Origin of the sequence: Shimia sp. R9_3 (assembly GCF_017743755.1) — a bacterium.
In the GTDB taxonomy this organism is placed as follows: Bacteria; Pseudomonadota; Alphaproteobacteria; order Rhodobacterales; family Rhodobacteraceae; genus Shimia.
The window spans coordinates 522580-538649 of sequence record NZ_JAGHRP010000001.1 but is presented as its reverse complement, the minus strand read 5'-3'; the positions used below and the strand labels follow the sequence as shown (position 1 = coordinate 538649).

Genomic DNA, 16070 nt, shown 5'->3' with positions numbered 1-16070 from the left:
CGCAGAATGTGGCGACGCCATCGCCAATGCCTACGAAAGTCATGCCAAAGGAACACCGCCTCACGCAACAAAAATCCCACTGCCTACGCGCGCAGATGCTCTTGCGCCCAAATTCAAGGCGCCTACTGTGAGCGCAAAGAGGAGAGCGCTGATGCAAACCGGAGCCAGAAATTTGATCACCGATGTAGCCGGGCTTCGTGTCGGCAATGCGCATAACGCAGTGATCAAGACCGGCACCACCGTGTTGGTTGGCGATACGCCCTTCACCTGCGGTGTCAGCGTGATGGGTGGCGCACCGGGCACACGCGAAACCGATCTCCTCGCGCCTGACAAAACCGTTCAGCAGGTTGATGCGCTGGCTCTTTCGGGAGGTTCGGCCTTTGGTTTGGATGCCTCATCCGGCGTTGCGGATGCCCTTAGGTCTGCCGGACGTGGCTTTACCGTTGGCGATCAGAACATCCCCATTGTACCGGGCGCCATTCTCTTTGACCTGCTCAACGGTGGGGACAAAAACTGGGCCGAAAACCCCTATAAGTACCTAGGTGCGGAGGCGCTCTCCGCCGCGTCTGAAGACTTCGCAATGGGCTCTTTTGGCGCAGGGACCGGAGCCACACTGGCCGCACATAAGGGCGGTCTGGGTTCTGCATCGATGGTCTTGCCGTCCGGGCACACAGTGGGGGCGCTAGTGGCTGTGAACGCGCTTGGCGATGCATCTCCAGACGGCCAACACTTCTGGGCGGCCCCTTGGGAAATCGGCGGCGAGTTTGGCAATTTGGGTCTGGTGTCCACTTCTCCCTCCACCTTGCCAAACACCAAGCTTTCCAGCCACAACACCACCATTGCTATTGTCGCGACCGACGCAGACCTCACCCAAGCACAATGCACACGCATGGCCACCGCTGCGCACGATGGAATGGCCCGCGCCTTGGTGCCTTCGCATACCCCAATGGACGGGGATCTGATTTTTGGCGTCAGCACAAATGCGAAGCGGCTCGAAGCAGAAGTTGCCGACACCCTCTGGCTGGGCCATGCCGCAGCCACCTGTCTGGCCCGCGCAATTGCGCGAGGCGTCTGGCATGCGCGTCCCGCCGAGGGTGATACGGTGCCCTGCTTTAGACCCTAGCGAAACACCATCCGCGCAAAATCACTCTGAGGGTCCGCCAAAACGTCGATGACATCAAAGTGGTGTTTGCCACCCGCCACGAAGAGATCGCAGCCCCAGGCTTCCGCCAGCCAGCGTGCCTGATCTAGGAACACGGGCCGTTCATCCGCGCCGACCCAAACAGTCACATCGATACCTTCTCGCGGTATTCCAAGCACAGGGCTTTCAGTATCGCATTCCGCAGCGTCCAACTTCAAATCCGCATTCATTGCGGTCTTCATCAGCGGACGCAGGTCAGACACCGGTGAAATCGGCACCACACGCGTGATCCGACTTGCTACAGCCTCTGAAAGCACACCTTCACAGGTCATCCGCGCCACCAGATGCCCGCCAGCCGAATGCCCCGCCAAAATGATCGGACCTTCAATCATTTCAGCCGCTCGACTCACTGCCTGTGCAACTTGCGCTGTAATCTCTGAAATCCGCACATTTGGTGCCAAGTCATAGGATGGGAGCGCAACGGCCCAGCCATGTGCCACGGCTGCGCGCGCAAAATGGCTCCAGAAAGATTTGTCAAACCGCAGCCAATAGCCGCCGTGCACAAAGACAAACAACCCTTTGGGTGAGCCCTCAGGCCGGATCAGATCAAAGCACTCCCGCGCGCCTTCCCCATAAGCAACGTCAATTTCCGCCGCCATCTCCGCTCGATAAGCGGCCGCCTCCTCAGCCCAACGTGGCGGATAAGCATCTGCCCCCTCGATATAAGCCGCATTGGCATAGGCATCATCCCAGTCCATATCGCTCTCCCTCCCCCGAATTCATTCACAAGTTCGCCACCACTCTGCGTGATCTCGCACACCTCCACAAACTGGTTTTTAGATGAGATCTTCGAAACAGGCTTTCGCATATCTGTCACAGATCTGTTGCCACCGCGTCATATAGAGGTGCGACCTGCAAGCCGTTAACCAACACGGAGACTCCAAATGTTGCTGCGCAGCCTTTGTTTGACGTCGGCCTTGGCACTGACTGCAGGTCACGCCGCCGCAGAAATGAACTTCAATCGCATCGCCTCTTTCCCAGTGGTCAAAAACATGACCGAGGGAGAAGACACCAAGCGTGAGACTTCCCCGGAAATTATCGCCGCCACCGCGGACGGCATGACGCTTGTATACACCGACAGCCCGCTGGGCGTTCTGGGCCGTATTGATATCACTAATCCGGCCGCTCCCAAGCCGCTCGGCAATGTGGCTCTTGAAGGCGAGCCAACATCCGTTAGCGTGCTTGGCGATCTCGCCATTGTTGGCGTCAACACTTCCGAGAGCTACACGCAACCATCCGGCGTGCTGCAGGCCATCAACATCGCAGACGGCTCAGTTAAAGCCTCTTGTGATTTGGCTGGGCAACCCGACAGCGTCGCCATCGCACCGGATCAAAGCTTTGTCTCTGTCGCTATTGAAAACGAGCGTGACGAAGACCTAGGCGACGGCCGCACAGGCCAAATGCCAGCCGGAATGCTGGCCATGGTCGAACTGAAAGACGGTACATTGGCGTGCGACACACTGCGCATGGTCGACATGACCGGCCTCGCTGAGGTCTCGCCAGAAGATCCAGAGCCAGAATACGTTTCCATCAACACGCTTGGCGAAACTGTGGTGACCCTTCAAGAAAACAACCACATGGTGGTTGTCTCCAAAGACGGCGAAATCATCTCCCATTTCTCCGCCGGTGCGGTTGATCTTGAAGGCATTGATGCGACCGATGAGCGTGGTGCGCTGATCTTCACCGAAAGCCAAAAAGGCCGTCTGCGCGAGCCCGACGCCGTGGCGTGGATTGACGACAATCACTTTGCGACAGCCAACGAAGGTGACATGGACGGCGGCTCTCGTGGCTGGACGATTTTCCACAAGGACGGCACCGTTGTCTATGAAAGCGGCACCGATTTTGAACGTGCCATCATCCAGATCGGCCACTACCCAGACAAACGCTCTGACAGCAAAGGCGTTGAGCCTGAGAGTGTGACTTTCGCAACCTTCAGCGGCACGCCATATGTGTTTGTTGGAGCGGAACGCGCCTCTGTTGTCGGTGTCTATGACGTCACAAATCCAGCTGAACCCGTGCTCAAACAGCTGCTGCCCTCCGGCGTTGGCCCGGAAGGCTATGTGGCGATCCCGGAGCGCAACCTGTTGATCTCAGCCAACGAAAAAGACCTGATCGAAGATGGCGGCGCACGTGCGCATGTGATGCTGTTTGAATATCAGGACGCGCCAGCAACCTATCCACATCTCACCTCTGAAGGTGCAGACGAGTTGATCGGCTGGGGTGCGCTCTCAGGCATGGTCGCTGACAAAGACGGCATCGTCTGGGCGGTGAATGACAGCTTCTATGGCTTTCAGCCCTCCATCTTTAAAATCGACACAAACCAGACGCCAGCCCGCATCATTGATGTGATCCACGTACACCGTCAGAACGGCAACCCAGCGCAGAAGATCGATATGGAAGGCATCACGCTGGATGGCATAGGCGGCTTCTACGTGGCTTCCGAAGGCCGCACAGAGCGCGTGATTCCTCATGCGATCTATCATGTGTCCGCCGAGGGTAAGATCAAAGACCGCAAAGGCGAGATTGGCCTTCCTGCAGAACTGATGGCGGTGGAAAAGCGTTTTGGCTTTGAAGGCATCACCAAAGTTGGCGACACGCTCTGGATGGCGGTGCAGCGGGAGTGGAAAGATGACCCGAAAAACCACGTGAAACTGGTGGCCTATAATCTGGAAACCCAAGAGTGGGGCGCGGTGCATTACCCAAAAGCCGAACCCGCGACTGGTTGGGTTGGGCTGTCAGAAATCGTGGCACATGGCGATTGGGTCTACATCGTGGAGCGTGACAACCAACATGACCACCGTGCCGTGACCAAGAAAATCTACCGCGTGCCTGCGTCTGAAATGGTGCCTGCCCCTCTTGGCGGTGAGCTGCCTGTAGTCACCAAAACTTTGGTGCGCGACCTCCTTCCAGATCTGACCTCCACCGGCGGCTACGTTCTGGATAAAGTCGAAGGCCTGGCCATTTTGGAAGACGGTACGGCCTTTGTCTCCACCGACAACGACGGTGTGGACGATCATTCTGGTGAAACCATGTTCCTCAACATCGGCAACATCGAACCGGCTGCCAACTGATCTGATCCTCCCCGTCAGAAACGGCAGAGCCCTGTTGCCTAAAGGCGGCGGGGCTTACTTTTTCAGGCTGACGAGCGTCAGGTATCCCGCCACGCTCAGCGCCGACAGGCTTCCACACCAAACCAGAGCATTTTGAAATCCCATAAGATCCGCCAAAACACCCACTCCTCCAGCACCCAGTGCAGCACCACCTGCAGCAATCACCGCCCATAGGCTCATCACACGCCCGCGCATGTCATCTTCAAGATCGAGCTGTATGGCAGTTTGTGTGGAAATCGCGGTTAAGGTGGTGACAAAGGACATCCCTGCCGCCACTGCCAAGGCCATTTCCCAAGTCGGCGCTAGTCCAAGGAGAGCCACTAGGAACAGCCCCAGAACGATTGCCAATCTGGTCAGAAGCGGCAAGCGACCTGGCTCTTGCGGTGGCAGAGCTGCCTTGGAAAAACCGCCTAGAATGGCACCAAGCCCAGTAACACTCATCAAGGCGCCCAGCCCGTCCGCGCCGCGCGCGAACACGCCATCAGCCAAAGGCGGCAAAACCTCCAGCGCTCCGCGTGCCACCAGGGCCAGCATACCAGCCACAAACATCGCTTCGCGCACTGCCTTAACCTGCCAAGCATAACTCAGCCCGGCACCCAGCGCCTTAAAGAAGGGCTCTTGCGCGCCGCCGCTTTCTCGCCTTGGTCGCAGGCTAAGACGAGAAAGGATGAACAGATAAGGTACAAACAAAAGCCATTGCAGCAATAGCGTATGCGCCGCGCCAATCTGCGCAATCATCACCCCGCCAACAGCCGGTCCTACCATCCGCGCGATGTTGAAGTTGATCGCGACAATCGTGACCACCGAACTCACATACTCTCGCCGCACCAATCGCGGAGTCATTGCCATCCGAACCGGATGGCTCGCCGCGATCAACACGCCGATCAAGAACGCAAACAGAGCTAACAGAAACGGCGTGATCCACCCCAAAGCCACAATCGCCCAAAGCGCCGCGCATAGGAATAGATTGCCCCCCTGCACCATGAGCATTGCGCGCTTTACGTTGACGCGATCCACCCAGACGCCCACCAGCGGTGACAAGACAATCGCAGGTGCGAACAGTAGAAGCGCGACAAATCCGACAAAACTCGGCGAACCCGTCATGTCCCAGGCCAGCCAGCTCATAACGATCCGCTGCATCCAGATCGCAAGCAACCCAAAGGCCGCGCCAAACACATAGGCGCGGAAATTTCCGGATTTCAGAGCGCCTAAATTCACGCAGCCACCAAGTCTTTTGAGAACCCGGCGACTGTGGACGCTTCACCTGCGAACTGCAACCGAACATGCAAAAACGCGCGCCTCAACTAGAGACGCGCGCCTGACAACAAGGGAAGAAAGTGTTTGTCAGTTTTTGAGCGGTCAGTTGACGGCTTTGGCGTCAACCACATCCTGCTCCACGGCTTTTCGGGTACCGGTGGAAATTTCGATGCGACGCGGCTTCAGGGCCTCTGGGATTTCACGCTGCAGTTCGATGTGCAGCATTCCATCTTCATGGCTCGCGCCGGTTACCCGAACATGGTCTGCCAGATGGAAACGACGTTCAAACGCGCGGGTCGCGATACCACGATGCAGATAGGTTTTCTCTTTGCTCTCTTCGCCTTTTTTGGCGGTCACGATGAGAGCGTTCTGTTTGACCTCAATGCTCAGGTCGTCAGCCGAAAAACCAGCGACTGCCAGCGAAATGCGATAAGCGTCACCGGCGGTTTTTTCGATGTTGTACGGGGGGTAACTCGGCTGGGCGACATCGTTGGACAAAACACGGTCCATCATGTTTGCAAGTTGGTCAAAACCAACGGTCGACCGGTACAGCGGAGCCAGATCAAAAGTGCGCATGGGTTATCCTCCATTGAGCGACAACAATATGTAAGTGCCTTCCATTCGGACAGGCGGTGTAAAACGAGACCCGATCATCGGCGCCTCGTTACACCTCATTTGGGGAGACTTTTCAGCGTTTCAACCCCCACCCGCGCGGACAAATTTAGCACCTGTTCCCGTGCGATTTCCGATCTGAATGCGCTTTGCGCCGTTGCTGACTTTGGTGACCGGCGCATCCCCCACGCGCATTCGGCGTTTGAGCTCCGCAACCGCCGTTGGCAGCTCCATACCGAAAGACATTTTCTCGCCGTCAGTGGTATCATCTCCCGCGGAAACCAAAGAAAGGATCCGCACCCGATTGCCATAGCGCACAAAAACGGGCGCGCCCGAGGATCCGAAGGTCACGTTGCAATCAAAAGTGAGCAGCCCCCAAGCCCGCTCCAAAATGGCGCAATCACGCTGCCAGGAAATGTACTCGCTCCGCCCACGCCCATAACTCAAGATCGAAACCTTCTCACCTTCCTGCGGATCGACGTGAATGGCGAATGGATTGGCTTCTGAGGTGGAGATCGGCGCAGACAGACGCAGCAGAGCGATATCATGGCGTATCATTTTGCTACTGATTTTGCCCCCGGGGGCATCTTCATACCTCGCATCAACAACCACACGGCTCACGCGGCGTTCCGCAAGCGCGTCTCCGTCTACATATCCCGCACGAAATGTCATCTGATCTGCAGGAAGTGGTCGCCCCTCATCGTCAAAAACACAATGCGCAGCGGTCAGTACTTGATCCGATGCAATCAATGCGCCCGAACAATAACCGCCGTTCTGGATGTCGAGCCGTCCGATCGCCTCCCAGCCCAACAAATCCCCGCGCGTCCGCAATGGCTGCAATCGCTCTTCCGCAACTACGGGCATCGCCGACAGCAAGCTCGCCATCAAGCACATCAGATAGGTAAAACGCATAAAAAACTCGCTTCTTGGGGGCAATCATCTACGGACGCACAAATTTCGCGCCCGTGCCATTTCTGTCTTGCAAGGGTGTGAGGCTACGCACCGGCGGTGACTCATCCACCCGCGCTGCAAACAACTCATCCAAGCTATGATCCAGCGCTGCCCCCAGCGCCACTTTGGTGCCACGCACCTCCGCTTTCGCGGCAACGACGGATGCGATACGCACCGCGCCGTCTTCAAACACAAAAACCGGCGCACCGCTGCTGCCAAAATCGATGTTGCACGACAGTACGTACACACCCTTCTGACGGCCCATCACCCGACACATTTCCTGAAATGACGGTGCCTCGGCACGCCCAACCGCATAAGACACCACACCGATGCGGGACCCTTTTCGAAGGGTATCTGCCGTTTCAAACGGAGTGATCTTGGTATTTCGGATCGGGTGATGCAGTTCCAGAAGTGCGAGGTCGTTTTGCACGTCCTCGATCTCGGTCTGACCGCTGTAACGGTATTTGGGATGCACGACGGCACGCTTCACCTTGCGATACGCCTCGGCACGCCCATTGCGCCAACCTGCGCGAAATTCGATCTGCCCCACGTCGTGACGGCGGCCTGTCTCTTTTGAGTAAAGGCAATGTGCGGCGGTCAGCACCAAACCCGGCGCGATTAACGCCCCGGTGCAAAACCCGCGACCGTCTATCTCCAGTCGGCCGACCGCCCCCCAGTCACGACTGTCCTCGCCGGTGTCCAGACGCCGCAAGCCCGTGTCTTGCGCCACGGCAAAGCTCGCAACACAAACAGCAAACAAACATGCAATAAACCGCGCGATCATACCGCCTCCACAAACTACCCCTGAGCCATATCGATGACCTAAGGCGGAAATAGGGCATGCGCATGACATGCCCTGTTTGCGGAGCATTATGGCGATATCAGCGCAGGATGGGAATCTCCGGTGCACGTTTACCCGGCTCGGTGAGCGCGCGCGGCTGCGGACCACCGGTTGCCCAGTCCAAAAGCTCTACCGTATGCACAATCGGCACCTCGGTCGCAGATCCAATTTGCATCATGCACCCAATATTTCCCGCGGCGATGATGTCGGGATTTTTGGCCTCTAGCGTCCGCACTTTGCGCTCTTTCAACTTTCCGGAGATCTCCGGCTGCATAAGATTGTAAGTACCTGCCGAGCCACAGCACAAGTGACTATCCGCCGGTTCAACAACCGTGTAGCCCGCCTTTTTGAGGAGATCTTTAGGGAAGGTTTTGATCTGCTGACCATGTTGCAGCGAACATGCAGCGTGATAGGCCACCACTGTCTCCTTATCATCGCCTTGCGGCAGATCGAGCTTCATCAAAACCTCAGACACATCCATCGCAATCCCACTCACGCGAGCAGCATCCGCCGCCAGCGCGTCATTGCGGAACATATGGCCATAGTCCTTCACCGTCGTGCCACATCCAGACGTGTTGATCACAATCGCATCCAACCCCTCGCCATCCATCTCCACACACCAGGCTTTGATGTTTTTGGCCGCAGTCGTATGGCTTTCTTTGGTTTTACCCATGTGGTGGGTCAGAGCACCGCAACAGCCCGCCCCCTCGGCCACCACAACTTCGCAGCCCAGCCGTGTCAAAAGACGAATTGTTGCATCATTGATATCGGTGTTCAGCGCCTTCTGCGCGCACCCAGTCATAAGGGCGACCCGCATCTTTTTGTCAGCCATCGGAGCAAAGCTCTGTGGATCGTCATTCCGGCTCACTGGCGGAATTGATTTGGGCGCCATATCCAGCATCGCACGCAAGCGCGCATCCGGCATCAGAAACCGGAAAGGGCGGCCCAATTTGGCCCCGAGCAGCGCCAGCCGGAACCGCATCGGGTAAGGCAGAATTTGCGCAAAAATCCAGCGCAAGGCCCGATCACTGAAGGGGCGCTTGTAGTTGTTTTCGATATACTCACGGGCATGATCCACCAGATGCATATAATGCACGCCACTGGGACAGGTGGTCATACATGCCAGGCAGCTCAGACAACGGTCTACATGTTTGACCGTCTTTTCATCCGGCACACGCTCGTTTTCCAGCATGTCTTTGATCTGGTAAATCCGTCCGCGCGGGCTGTCGAGTTCATCGCCAAGCACCTGATAGGTCGGGCACGTCGCAGTGCAGAAACCACAATGCACGCAGGCGCGCAGAATTTCATTGGCCCGCTGTGTGCCAGGATCTTTAAGCTGGTCTTTGGTGAATGTCGTCTGCATTTGCCTATTCCGGTCGTTCTGGCGTGTGCCACGTTGAGTTGGTGGGGTGGCTCTCGAGCTCTGCTGGAAGCTCCTCTGGGCGGGGTGGACGCACATGGGGCAGCAAGCGCGGCTCGCAGGCACCGATTTTGCGGTAGTTCCTGCGCCCATCCTCCAAGCTCAGATTATTGGCGCCACCATCGTCAAATTCTGGTGTTTGATCGGGATCGTCTTCCCAAAAGCACACACCACAGATTTCGTATCCGCCGCGTTCCCGTATGGTGAGACAGCCACAGCAGTTGCAAGGCAAATGTGGCACAGGACGTGCCGCTCGCCGTGCCCTCCAACGCCGAACCTGCCTGCGCTTGCCTTTTGTGCTCATCCCATCAGCCCTGGGTTCAAGATCCCACGGGGATCAAATTTTTTACGAAGCCCCGCGCTCAAGTTGGCCAATGCGGCAGGCTCGGGGTGGAACACGGGCACCCGTGCGCGCGTCGCCTCAGCCGCGCGGATCAGTGTGGCGTGACCTTGACCAACGGCTGCGCGCACATCCGAACCTTCGGACACTTGCACCCAAATCAAACCGCCGCCCCAATCGTAAAGCACCTGCGCCTCCGGTTGACTCTGCTTGATAGCTGCAACGACACCCGGCCCGTCGGTGGGTTTCACAGAGAGGCGCCACACATCACCGGTTCCGCCCTGAAACAGCGCCACACCGCGCACCCAGGACCAACCTGCAGAAACTTTTTCCGCATCGCGCTCAACAACAACTTCTGCGCCAAAATCCGCAAGCAGCGCCGTCAGTTTCTCGGCACGATAGCCCACAGAGGCTTCCAGCCCTTCGATGCGGATCATCGTAACAGGTGTGCCGTCTACACCCACAGGGGCATGTGCCGCACCGCTAACATCGTAAGGAGAGCCCAACGCCGCGCTCATTGCCTTTACCGCTTGGTGATCATCCAAACCATGTAGCAGCACACAGCCGACCGCTTCAGACACCGCTTGGACCTTTAGGCTGACTTCGCTGAGCACACCCAAAGTCCCCCAGCTACCCCCCATCAGTTTCACCAAGTCATAGCCAGTGACGTTTTTCATCACGCGACCACCATTCTTCAAGACACGTCCTGCCCCATCCACAAAACGCACACCCAACAGGCTGTCGCGACAAGCACCTGCCTGAATACGCCGTGGACCACTCACGTTGGCGGCGACTGCGCCGCCTATTGTCGGAACACCATCAGTACCCAACAGACCGCGGTGATCCATCGGCTCAAATGCCAAGCGTTGCCCTTCCGCCGCCAAAGTCGCTTCGATCTCGGCCATTGGCGTTCCAGCTCCGGCAACAATCGTCAGTGCGCCCGGCTCATAAAGTGTCACGCCGGAAAGCGCGGAGGTCGACAACACTGTCGCGTCGCTTGGCGCACCGATCGCGCGCGTGCCCCCGCCCTGTATGCGCAACGCCGTTTGCGCGCCCGCCACCATCTCTGCCAATTCGGCTTCATTTGCAGGTGTCATCATAGTCTTACTGGTCCAAAATATCCTGGGGTGAAGCCAAAACTGGCAGTGGCAGAGAGGCAAAACCCCTGATTTGCCTAAGATTATTCAGCCGCCATGCGACGCGTCTCGCTCGCAGCCAATGGAAAAACCTTCGCGGGGTTCAAAAGCCACTTCGGGTCAAACACATCTTTCACCGCCATCTGGATATCCAGATCTTCCGGCGCATATTGATCCACCATCAGATCCCGTTTCTCGATACCCACGCCATGCTCACCTGTGAGACATCCCCCGACTTCCACACACAGCCGCAGAATGTCAGCGCCAAAGGCTTCGCACTTCTCCAGATCGCCCGGCTTGTTGGCATCAAACAGAATAAGCGGGTGCATGTTCCCGTCCCCGGCGTGGAAAACATTGCCCACATCAAGTCCGTAGTCTTTGCTCAGCTCCCCAATTCTGCGGAGCACATAAGGAAGTTGGCTTACGGGAATGGTGCCATCCAAGCACATGTAGTCGTTGATCTGCCCCATCGCCCCAAAGGCTGATTTTCGTCCCAGCCAAATCCGAGCGCTTTCTTCCGCGCTTGTGCTTTCGCGCAGTTCCACTGGATTGTGTGTCCGGGCGATCGCCAGAATACGTTCAAGCTGGGCATCGATTTCCTGATCGGAGCCTTCCACCTCGACAATCAACAGCGCCTCACAGTCTGGATACCCCGCTCCAGCAAATGCCTCTGTGGCGCGGATACAGGGGCGATCCATAAACTCAATGGCCACCGGCAGAATGCCCGACTTGATAATGTCGCTCACGCATTGGCCTGCGACTTCATTGCTATCAAACCCCATGAGGACAGGTCTTGCGCCTTCCGGTTTGTGCAAAATACGCAATGTGGCTTCGGTCACGACACCAAGCTGGCCCTCACTGCCGCAGATCACCCCCAACAGATCCAAGCCACCGGCGTCCAAATAGGCACCGCCAATCTCGACAACCTCGCCCTCCATGGTCACCATTGTGACGCCCATCAGATTGTTCGTTGTCACGCCGTACTTCAGGCAATGGGCACCGCCGGAATTCGTCGCAATGTTGCCCGCAATGGCGCAGGCCAGCTGGCTGGAGGGATCTGGTGCGTAAAAGAAGCCATCCTCTTCCACAGCGCCGGAAACGCTCAGATTGGTGCGGCCAGTTTGCACGCGGATGAAGCGGTTTTCATAATCTGTTTCAAGCACTTCGGTCATTCGGGCCACGCCCAGAATGATCGAGTCCGCGGTTGGCATTGACCCACCCGCAAGAGAAGTACCAGCTCCGCGTGGCACCACGGGCACATCTTCTTCGTGACAGACTTTTAGAACCGCCACCACTTCTTCCGTGGAGGCAGGAAGAACCGCAGCAAGCGGCGGGCACCGATAGGCGGTGAGCGCGTCGCACTCATAGGCCCGCGTTTCAGCTTCATCAGAGATGACAGCATCTGCCGGAAGCACTTCCTGAAGCCGGGCAACAATGCGCGCCTTCTTCGCAAGAACCTCTGGGTTAGGGGTTGGCATGTCCATGGCTGACCTCCGCAATAATTGGTAAATTAATATAACCAATATTGCAGGCTGGCAAGCGCTAAGCGATGGCGCTACTGTACAGGCATGACTTTCACACAGCTCGCCAACCAGTTTTCACCGCTTGATTTCATTGCTGTTGTGGCGAGCCTTTCGACTTGGTTCGCCGCCACGCATCTCATTGAAAATCCGCCCAAAAACAGACCATCTGTGTCACGGCTGATGGCGTTTTATCGAAGGGAATGGATGGTTCATTATGTGGAGCGAAACGCCCGCATTTTTGATGCGCAGATCATGGGAAACCTGCGTCAGAGCACGGCGTTCTTTGCTTCTTCATCAATGATCGCCATTGGCGGTTTGGTGGCTTTGATCGGGAATACTGACCAAATTGCCGGCCTCACACAGGATCTGGCGCAGAAAGCTGATTCCACCTCTGTCCTGGAAATCAAACTGATGTTGGTCCTGCTCTTCGTTGGCAACGCATTCCTGAAATTTGTCTGGTCTCACAGGCTCTTCGGCTATTGCTCTGTACTGATGGGGGCAGTGCCAAATGACAAAGACCATCCCGCAGCGATGTCTCGGGCCCACAAAGCTGCGGATGTGAACATCACAGCAGCGCGCAGCTTCAACCGGGGGATTCGGGCCATCTATTTTGGATTGGCTTCCGCAGCCTGGCTTTTGGGCCCGATCATGTTGCTTGTCGGCATTTCCGTGACGGTGATCGTGCTGGGACGGCGCGAATTTGCTTCTCAGTCCCGCGCCGCCCTGCTGCGTGATCCCCGCTAAATAACCCACCAAAACACCGTCGGTATCGCGGCTGTATCACGACGTTATAGCGGGCGTGCACTGTCGGTCTTTTTGAAGCGGAGCAAACCGCACAAAACCGTGCCCCATCAGACCCGATGATAAGGTGCGCCAGCCAAAATGCTTGCAGCGCGGTAGAGCTGTTCACTCAGCATCACGCGCGCCAGCATATGTGGCCAAACCATTTTACCAAAACTGAGCTTGGCATCTGCGCGCGCACGCAGCGCGGGATCAATGCCATCCGCGCCGCCGATCACAAAAGCCAGATCACCCCGCCCATCATCGCGCCAGCCACCGAGCATGTTCGCAAAATCCGGACTGCTCATCAGCTTGCCACGCTCATCCAGCGCGCAGATAACAGCCCCTTTGGGGATGACACCCTCAAGAAGCCCCGCTTCGGTCGCCATCCCGCCGCCTTTGCGGTCTTCAACTTCATGCACCGCAACCGGACCGAGCCCCAAAGCGCGTCCGGTACGGTCAAACCGTGTCAGATAATCATCAAGTAGGTCGCGCTCAGGGCCAGACCGCAGCCGACCCACGGCGCAGATGTGCACTTTGAGTGCCATGTCGCTGCCTTGTGCTGTGGCGACGCAGCGCTAAGCGCACACGCCGCGCAGACTTATGCGGAGCCGCCGGGCACCCACATTTTTTCCAGCTGATAGAATTCGCGCACTTCCGGACGGAAGATATGCACGATCACATCGCCGGTATCCACAAGCACCCAGTCCCCGGAATCCTTGCCTTCAACTTTGGCGCTGCGCCCAAACTCATGCTTGAGCCGTTCGACAAGTTTCTCAGCGAGGGCCACAACCTGACGCGAGGAGCGCCCGGAGCAAATCACCATGTAATCGCCAATCGACGTCTTGCCGCGCAGATCGATCTGCACAACGTCTTCGGCTTTGTCTTCGCTAAGAGAGGTGAGAATGCGGGCAAGCAGATCCTCGCTTGTCGCATCCGAGGCGCCCGATGTCAGAACGGGTCCGGTATCAGCAGCATTTGCCACGTCAGTGTTCAAAGACAGAAGTCTGCCCTCCTTGCAACGCACCGCAAAGCCCCGGTGCCGGGCATAAATTCAAGATAGCACCGGTTGGACTCATTCTCAACGAAAGGCAAGCAGGATTTGGCGCGCATGGACCAATTGGCGCAGAAACGCTGCGGTTTCCGGGAGTTTTTGAGGAAAATCAGCCAATGAGGGAGGGGGCCAGCCCCCAGTTTGCGCGTTGCGCAAGCTTCCCCCGGGATACTTTATGAATGAGAAGGCGGATTGGCGAGATCCGCATCTGCCGCGTCATTTTCCAACAGGCGCACCTCACGTTGAGGGAAGGGCAGCGAAATGCCGTGTTCTTTGAAGGCATCCCAGAGCGCCAAATAGACATTGCCGCGAATATTGGTCAGCCCGCCGGTTGGGTCCTTGATCCAAAACCGCAGAATGTAATCCACACTGCTGTCGCCAAAACCCACGATGTGACACACAGGGGTGTTGGGATAAGTCAGCACGCGCCCCACGGATTTGGCTGCTTCCACCGCCACTTTGCGCACCAGATGCGGATCATCGTCATAGGCGGTGCCAAAATAGATATCGAGCCGCACAAAGGTGTCAGAATGGGACCAGTTCACCACCTGATTGGTGATCAAATCCTCGTTGGGGATGAGAAATTCTCGTCCATCGCGGGTGACCACACTCACATAGCGCGCACCCAGAGAGTTGATCCAACCGAAGGTTTCCCCCAGCGAAATTACATCCCCTGGCTTGATGGATTTGTCCATCAGGATGATGAGGCCAGAGACAAGATTGGACACCACTTTTTGCAGACCAAAGCCCAGACCAACACCGACAAACCCGGTGAGAAAGGCAAGCCCGCGCAGATCAAAGCCGATGATTCTCAGCCCAACAAAGAAGGCCACAGTATAAAGAAAGACCTGCAATAGCTTGCCAAACAGCACACGCATGGAGGGGGAGATGTCTTCGCTGCGGCTCAGCCGGCTGTCCACCTGACGCGCAGCAAGGCGGGCCAGCACAAAGGTTGCGGCCAACATCAGGATCGCCTGCGCCATCATCCAAAGAGACACGCGGGTTTCACCAAAGGTGAGCGACATGCTGTCCATCAGCTCAACCGCATCATCGCGCAGGCCCGTGAGGATGAGCGTCACCCAGATCCAAGCGCCATATCGCAAAACCGCCCGCAGTGTGGTGTTTTGCACAACCCGCAAAACCACCACCACAAACAGGAAGGCAAGTGCCAGATTGGCGAGCTCAACCAAGAGATAAGACCGGCTTGGCCATGTCACCGCACGCATCACCCAAACCGTGAACCAGATCAAAATGGTGAAGAAGATCAACGCCATACGGCGATGCACCATCATAGCGTAGCGATAGCGCCATTTGGGCCAGCCCTCGCGCGTCTTGAGCCAATCATAGAATCTGGGTTTGAAGATCATCGCCAAAGCCGCTGCGATCACCATCAAGATCAAGGCGATCAACACCTGATAGGCCGCCCAGGGCCGTAACAGGGTTTCGGCAAAAGCCACCACCTGATCCCAGATGCCCAAGGCAATTTCCGTGGTCTCGGCTGCGTCGCCGCTTTGGCTGATGGTTTCGGGATGGTGCACAGCGCGATCTGCTGCCGCGATGCGATCCAATTCGGAAGGCGCTGCGCTGTCAGTCGGGCCTGAGATGGTCTCTTCTTCCATAAAACCAGTCTTGCACGCCAAACCGCTTGCAGCAACGCGCAGACTGCACAGCGCACCCTTGGGCGGCTTCTGCTTGAAGGAATCTTTTGGCAGGTATAGATGGGTGACATGAAACGCATCTATGACATCGACGACCGCGCCTTTTTGCCTTGGCGTTTCTTTGGTCAGTCCAAATCCGTCATCGCCGCCCTATGAACGTGCGGCGTGCGTTTGCGCGCCTGTTTGA

Annotated in this window: 14 protein-coding genes; 3 read left to right on the top strand and 11 right to left on the bottom strand. The window is 57.1% G+C overall.

The window, feature by feature from the left end; translation table 11 throughout:
• Positions 1 to 151 precede the first annotated feature (151 nt).
• Positions 152 to 1123 carry a P1 family peptidase gene (locus J7412_RS02470; RefSeq protein WP_209076689.1) on the top strand — a complete coding sequence of 324 codons (972 nt, stop codon included), beginning with the start codon at positions 152 to 154 and terminating at the stop codon, positions 1121 to 1123.
• Here the strand turns inward: J7412_RS02470 and J7412_RS02465 are convergent.
• Positions 1120 to 1899, bottom strand: coding sequence for an alpha/beta hydrolase (locus J7412_RS02465; RefSeq protein WP_209076687.1), 780 nt, complete (start codon positions 1897 to 1899; stop codon positions 1120 to 1122). The two genes, J7412_RS02470 and J7412_RS02465, sit on opposite strands and share 4 nt — an antisense overlap.
• Before the next feature lie 186 nt (positions 1900 to 2085).
• Between J7412_RS02465 and J7412_RS02460 the strand changes: the two genes are divergently transcribed.
• Complete coding sequence (locus J7412_RS02460) at positions 2086 to 4272, top strand: esterase-like activity of phytase family protein (protein WP_209076686.1); 2187 nt, start codon at positions 2086 to 2088, stop codon at positions 4270 to 4272.
• Between the two features lie 54 nt (positions 4273 to 4326).
• Here the strand turns inward: J7412_RS02460 and J7412_RS02455 are convergent, their stop codons facing one another.
• The 7 genes from J7412_RS02455 to J7412_RS02420 form a co-directional block, all read right to left on the bottom strand.
• On the bottom strand, positions 4327 to 5529 hold the full coding sequence (locus J7412_RS02455) for an MFS transporter (protein ID WP_209076683.1): 1203 nt from the start codon (positions 5527 to 5529) through the stop codon (positions 4327 to 4329).
• A 141-nt stretch (positions 5530 to 5670) separates the two neighbouring features.
• A complete protein-coding gene (locus tag J7412_RS02450) occupies positions 5671 to 6144 on the bottom strand; it encodes an Hsp20 family protein (RefSeq protein ID WP_209076681.1) in 474 nt (157 codons plus the stop codon).
• A 120-nt stretch (positions 6145 to 6264) separates the two neighbouring features.
• Positions 6265 to 7092 carry a trypsin-like peptidase domain-containing protein gene (locus J7412_RS02445; RefSeq protein WP_247743725.1) on the bottom strand — a complete coding sequence of 276 codons (828 nt, stop codon included), beginning with the start codon at positions 7090 to 7092 and terminating at the stop codon, positions 6265 to 6267.
• A 28-nt stretch (positions 7093 to 7120) separates the two neighbouring features.
• Positions 7121 to 7915: a trypsin-like serine protease gene (locus tag J7412_RS02440; protein ID WP_209076676.1), complete on the bottom strand. Its 795-nt coding sequence runs from the start codon at positions 7913 to 7915 to the stop codon at positions 7121 to 7123.
• 97 nt (positions 7916 to 8012) lie between these two features.
• Entirely contained in the window at positions 8013 to 9335 is a 1323-nt protein-coding gene (gene glcF, locus J7412_RS02435) for a glycolate oxidase subunit GlcF (RefSeq protein ID WP_209076675.1), read from the bottom strand.
• Positions 9336 to 9692: 357 nt separating this feature from the next.
• On the bottom strand, positions 9693 to 10829 hold the full coding sequence (locus J7412_RS02425; RefSeq protein ID WP_209077522.1) for an FAD-binding protein: 1137 nt from the start codon (positions 10827 to 10829) through the stop codon (positions 9693 to 9695).
• Between the two features lie 83 nt (positions 10830 to 10912).
• Positions 10913 to 12352, bottom strand: a complete 1440-nt coding sequence (locus tag J7412_RS02420) for an FAD-linked oxidase C-terminal domain-containing protein (protein ID WP_209076672.1) — start codon at positions 12350 to 12352, stop codon at positions 10913 to 10915.
• An 84-nt stretch (positions 12353 to 12436) separates the two neighbouring features.
• Here J7412_RS02420 and J7412_RS02415 point away from each other — a divergent pair, with 84 nt between their 5' ends.
• The gene (locus tag J7412_RS02415; RefSeq protein ID WP_209076671.1) at positions 12437 to 13135 is read left to right on the top strand and encodes a DUF599 domain-containing protein; all 699 of its coding nucleotides are present in this window, start codon (positions 12437 to 12439) and stop codon (positions 13133 to 13135) included.
• Between the two features lie 107 nt (positions 13136 to 13242).
• Here the strand turns inward: J7412_RS02415 and rlmH are convergent, their stop codons facing one another.
• The 3 genes from rlmH to J7412_RS02400 form a co-directional block, all read right to left on the bottom strand.
• Positions 13243 to 13719, bottom strand: coding sequence for a 23S rRNA (pseudouridine(1915)-N(3))-methyltransferase RlmH (gene rlmH, locus J7412_RS02410; RefSeq protein WP_209076670.1), 477 nt, complete (start codon positions 13717 to 13719; stop codon positions 13243 to 13245).
• A 53-nt stretch (positions 13720 to 13772) separates the two neighbouring features.
• A complete protein-coding gene (rsfS, locus tag J7412_RS02405) occupies positions 13773 to 14126 on the bottom strand; it encodes a ribosome silencing factor (RefSeq protein WP_247738612.1) in 354 nt (117 codons plus the stop codon).
• A gap of 272 nt (positions 14127 to 14398) precedes the next feature.
• Entirely contained in the window at positions 14399 to 15844 is a 1446-nt protein-coding gene (locus J7412_RS02400) for a mechanosensitive ion channel domain-containing protein (RefSeq protein WP_209076669.1), read from the bottom strand.
• Positions 15845 to 16070 lie beyond the last annotated feature (226 nt).

What these genes read in the sequence shown, in the direction of transcription:
- J7412_RS02470 (WP_209076689.1), top strand. Translation starts at nt 152, where the DNA reads ATGCAAACCGGAGCCAGAAATTTGATCACCGATGTAGCCGGGCTTCGT.
- J7412_RS02465 (WP_209076687.1), bottom strand. Translation starts at nt 1,899, where the DNA reads ATGGACTGGGATGATGCCTATGCCAATGCGGCTTATATCGAGGGGGCA.
- J7412_RS02460 (WP_209076686.1), top strand. Translation starts at nt 2,086, where the DNA reads ATGTTGCTGCGCAGCCTTTGTTTGACGTCGGCCTTGGCACTGACTGCA.
- J7412_RS02450 (WP_209076681.1), bottom strand. Translation starts at nt 6,144, where the DNA reads ATGCGCACTTTTGATCTGGCTCCGCTGTACCGGTCGACCGTTGGTTTT.
- J7412_RS02445 (WP_247743725.1), bottom strand. Translation starts at nt 7,092, where the DNA reads ATGCGTTTTACCTATCTGATGTGCTTGATGGCGAGCTTGCTGTCGGCG.
- J7412_RS02440 (WP_209076676.1), bottom strand. Translation starts at nt 7,915, where the DNA reads ATGATCGCGCGGTTTATTGCATGTTTGTTTGCTGTTTGTGTTGCGAGC.
- glcF (WP_209076675.1), bottom strand. Translation starts at nt 9,335, where the DNA reads ATGCAGACGACATTCACCAAAGACCAGCTTAAAGATCCTGGCACACAG.
- J7412_RS02425 (WP_209077522.1), bottom strand. Translation starts at nt 10,829, where the DNA reads ATGACACCTGCAAATGAAGCCGAATTGGCAGAGATGGTGGCGGGCGCG.
- J7412_RS02420 (WP_209076672.1), bottom strand. Translation starts at nt 12,352, where the DNA reads ATGGACATGCCAACCCCTAACCCAGAGGTTCTTGCGAAGAAGGCGCGC.
- J7412_RS02415 (WP_209076671.1), top strand. Translation starts at nt 12,437, where the DNA reads ATGACTTTCACACAGCTCGCCAACCAGTTTTCACCGCTTGATTTCATT.
- rlmH (WP_209076670.1), bottom strand. Translation starts at nt 13,719, where the DNA reads ATGGCACTCAAAGTGCACATCTGCGCCGTGGGTCGGCTGCGGTCTGGC.
- J7412_RS02400 (WP_209076669.1), bottom strand. Translation starts at nt 15,844, where the DNA reads ATGGAAGAAGAGACCATCTCAGGCCCGACTGACAGCGCAGCGCCTTCC.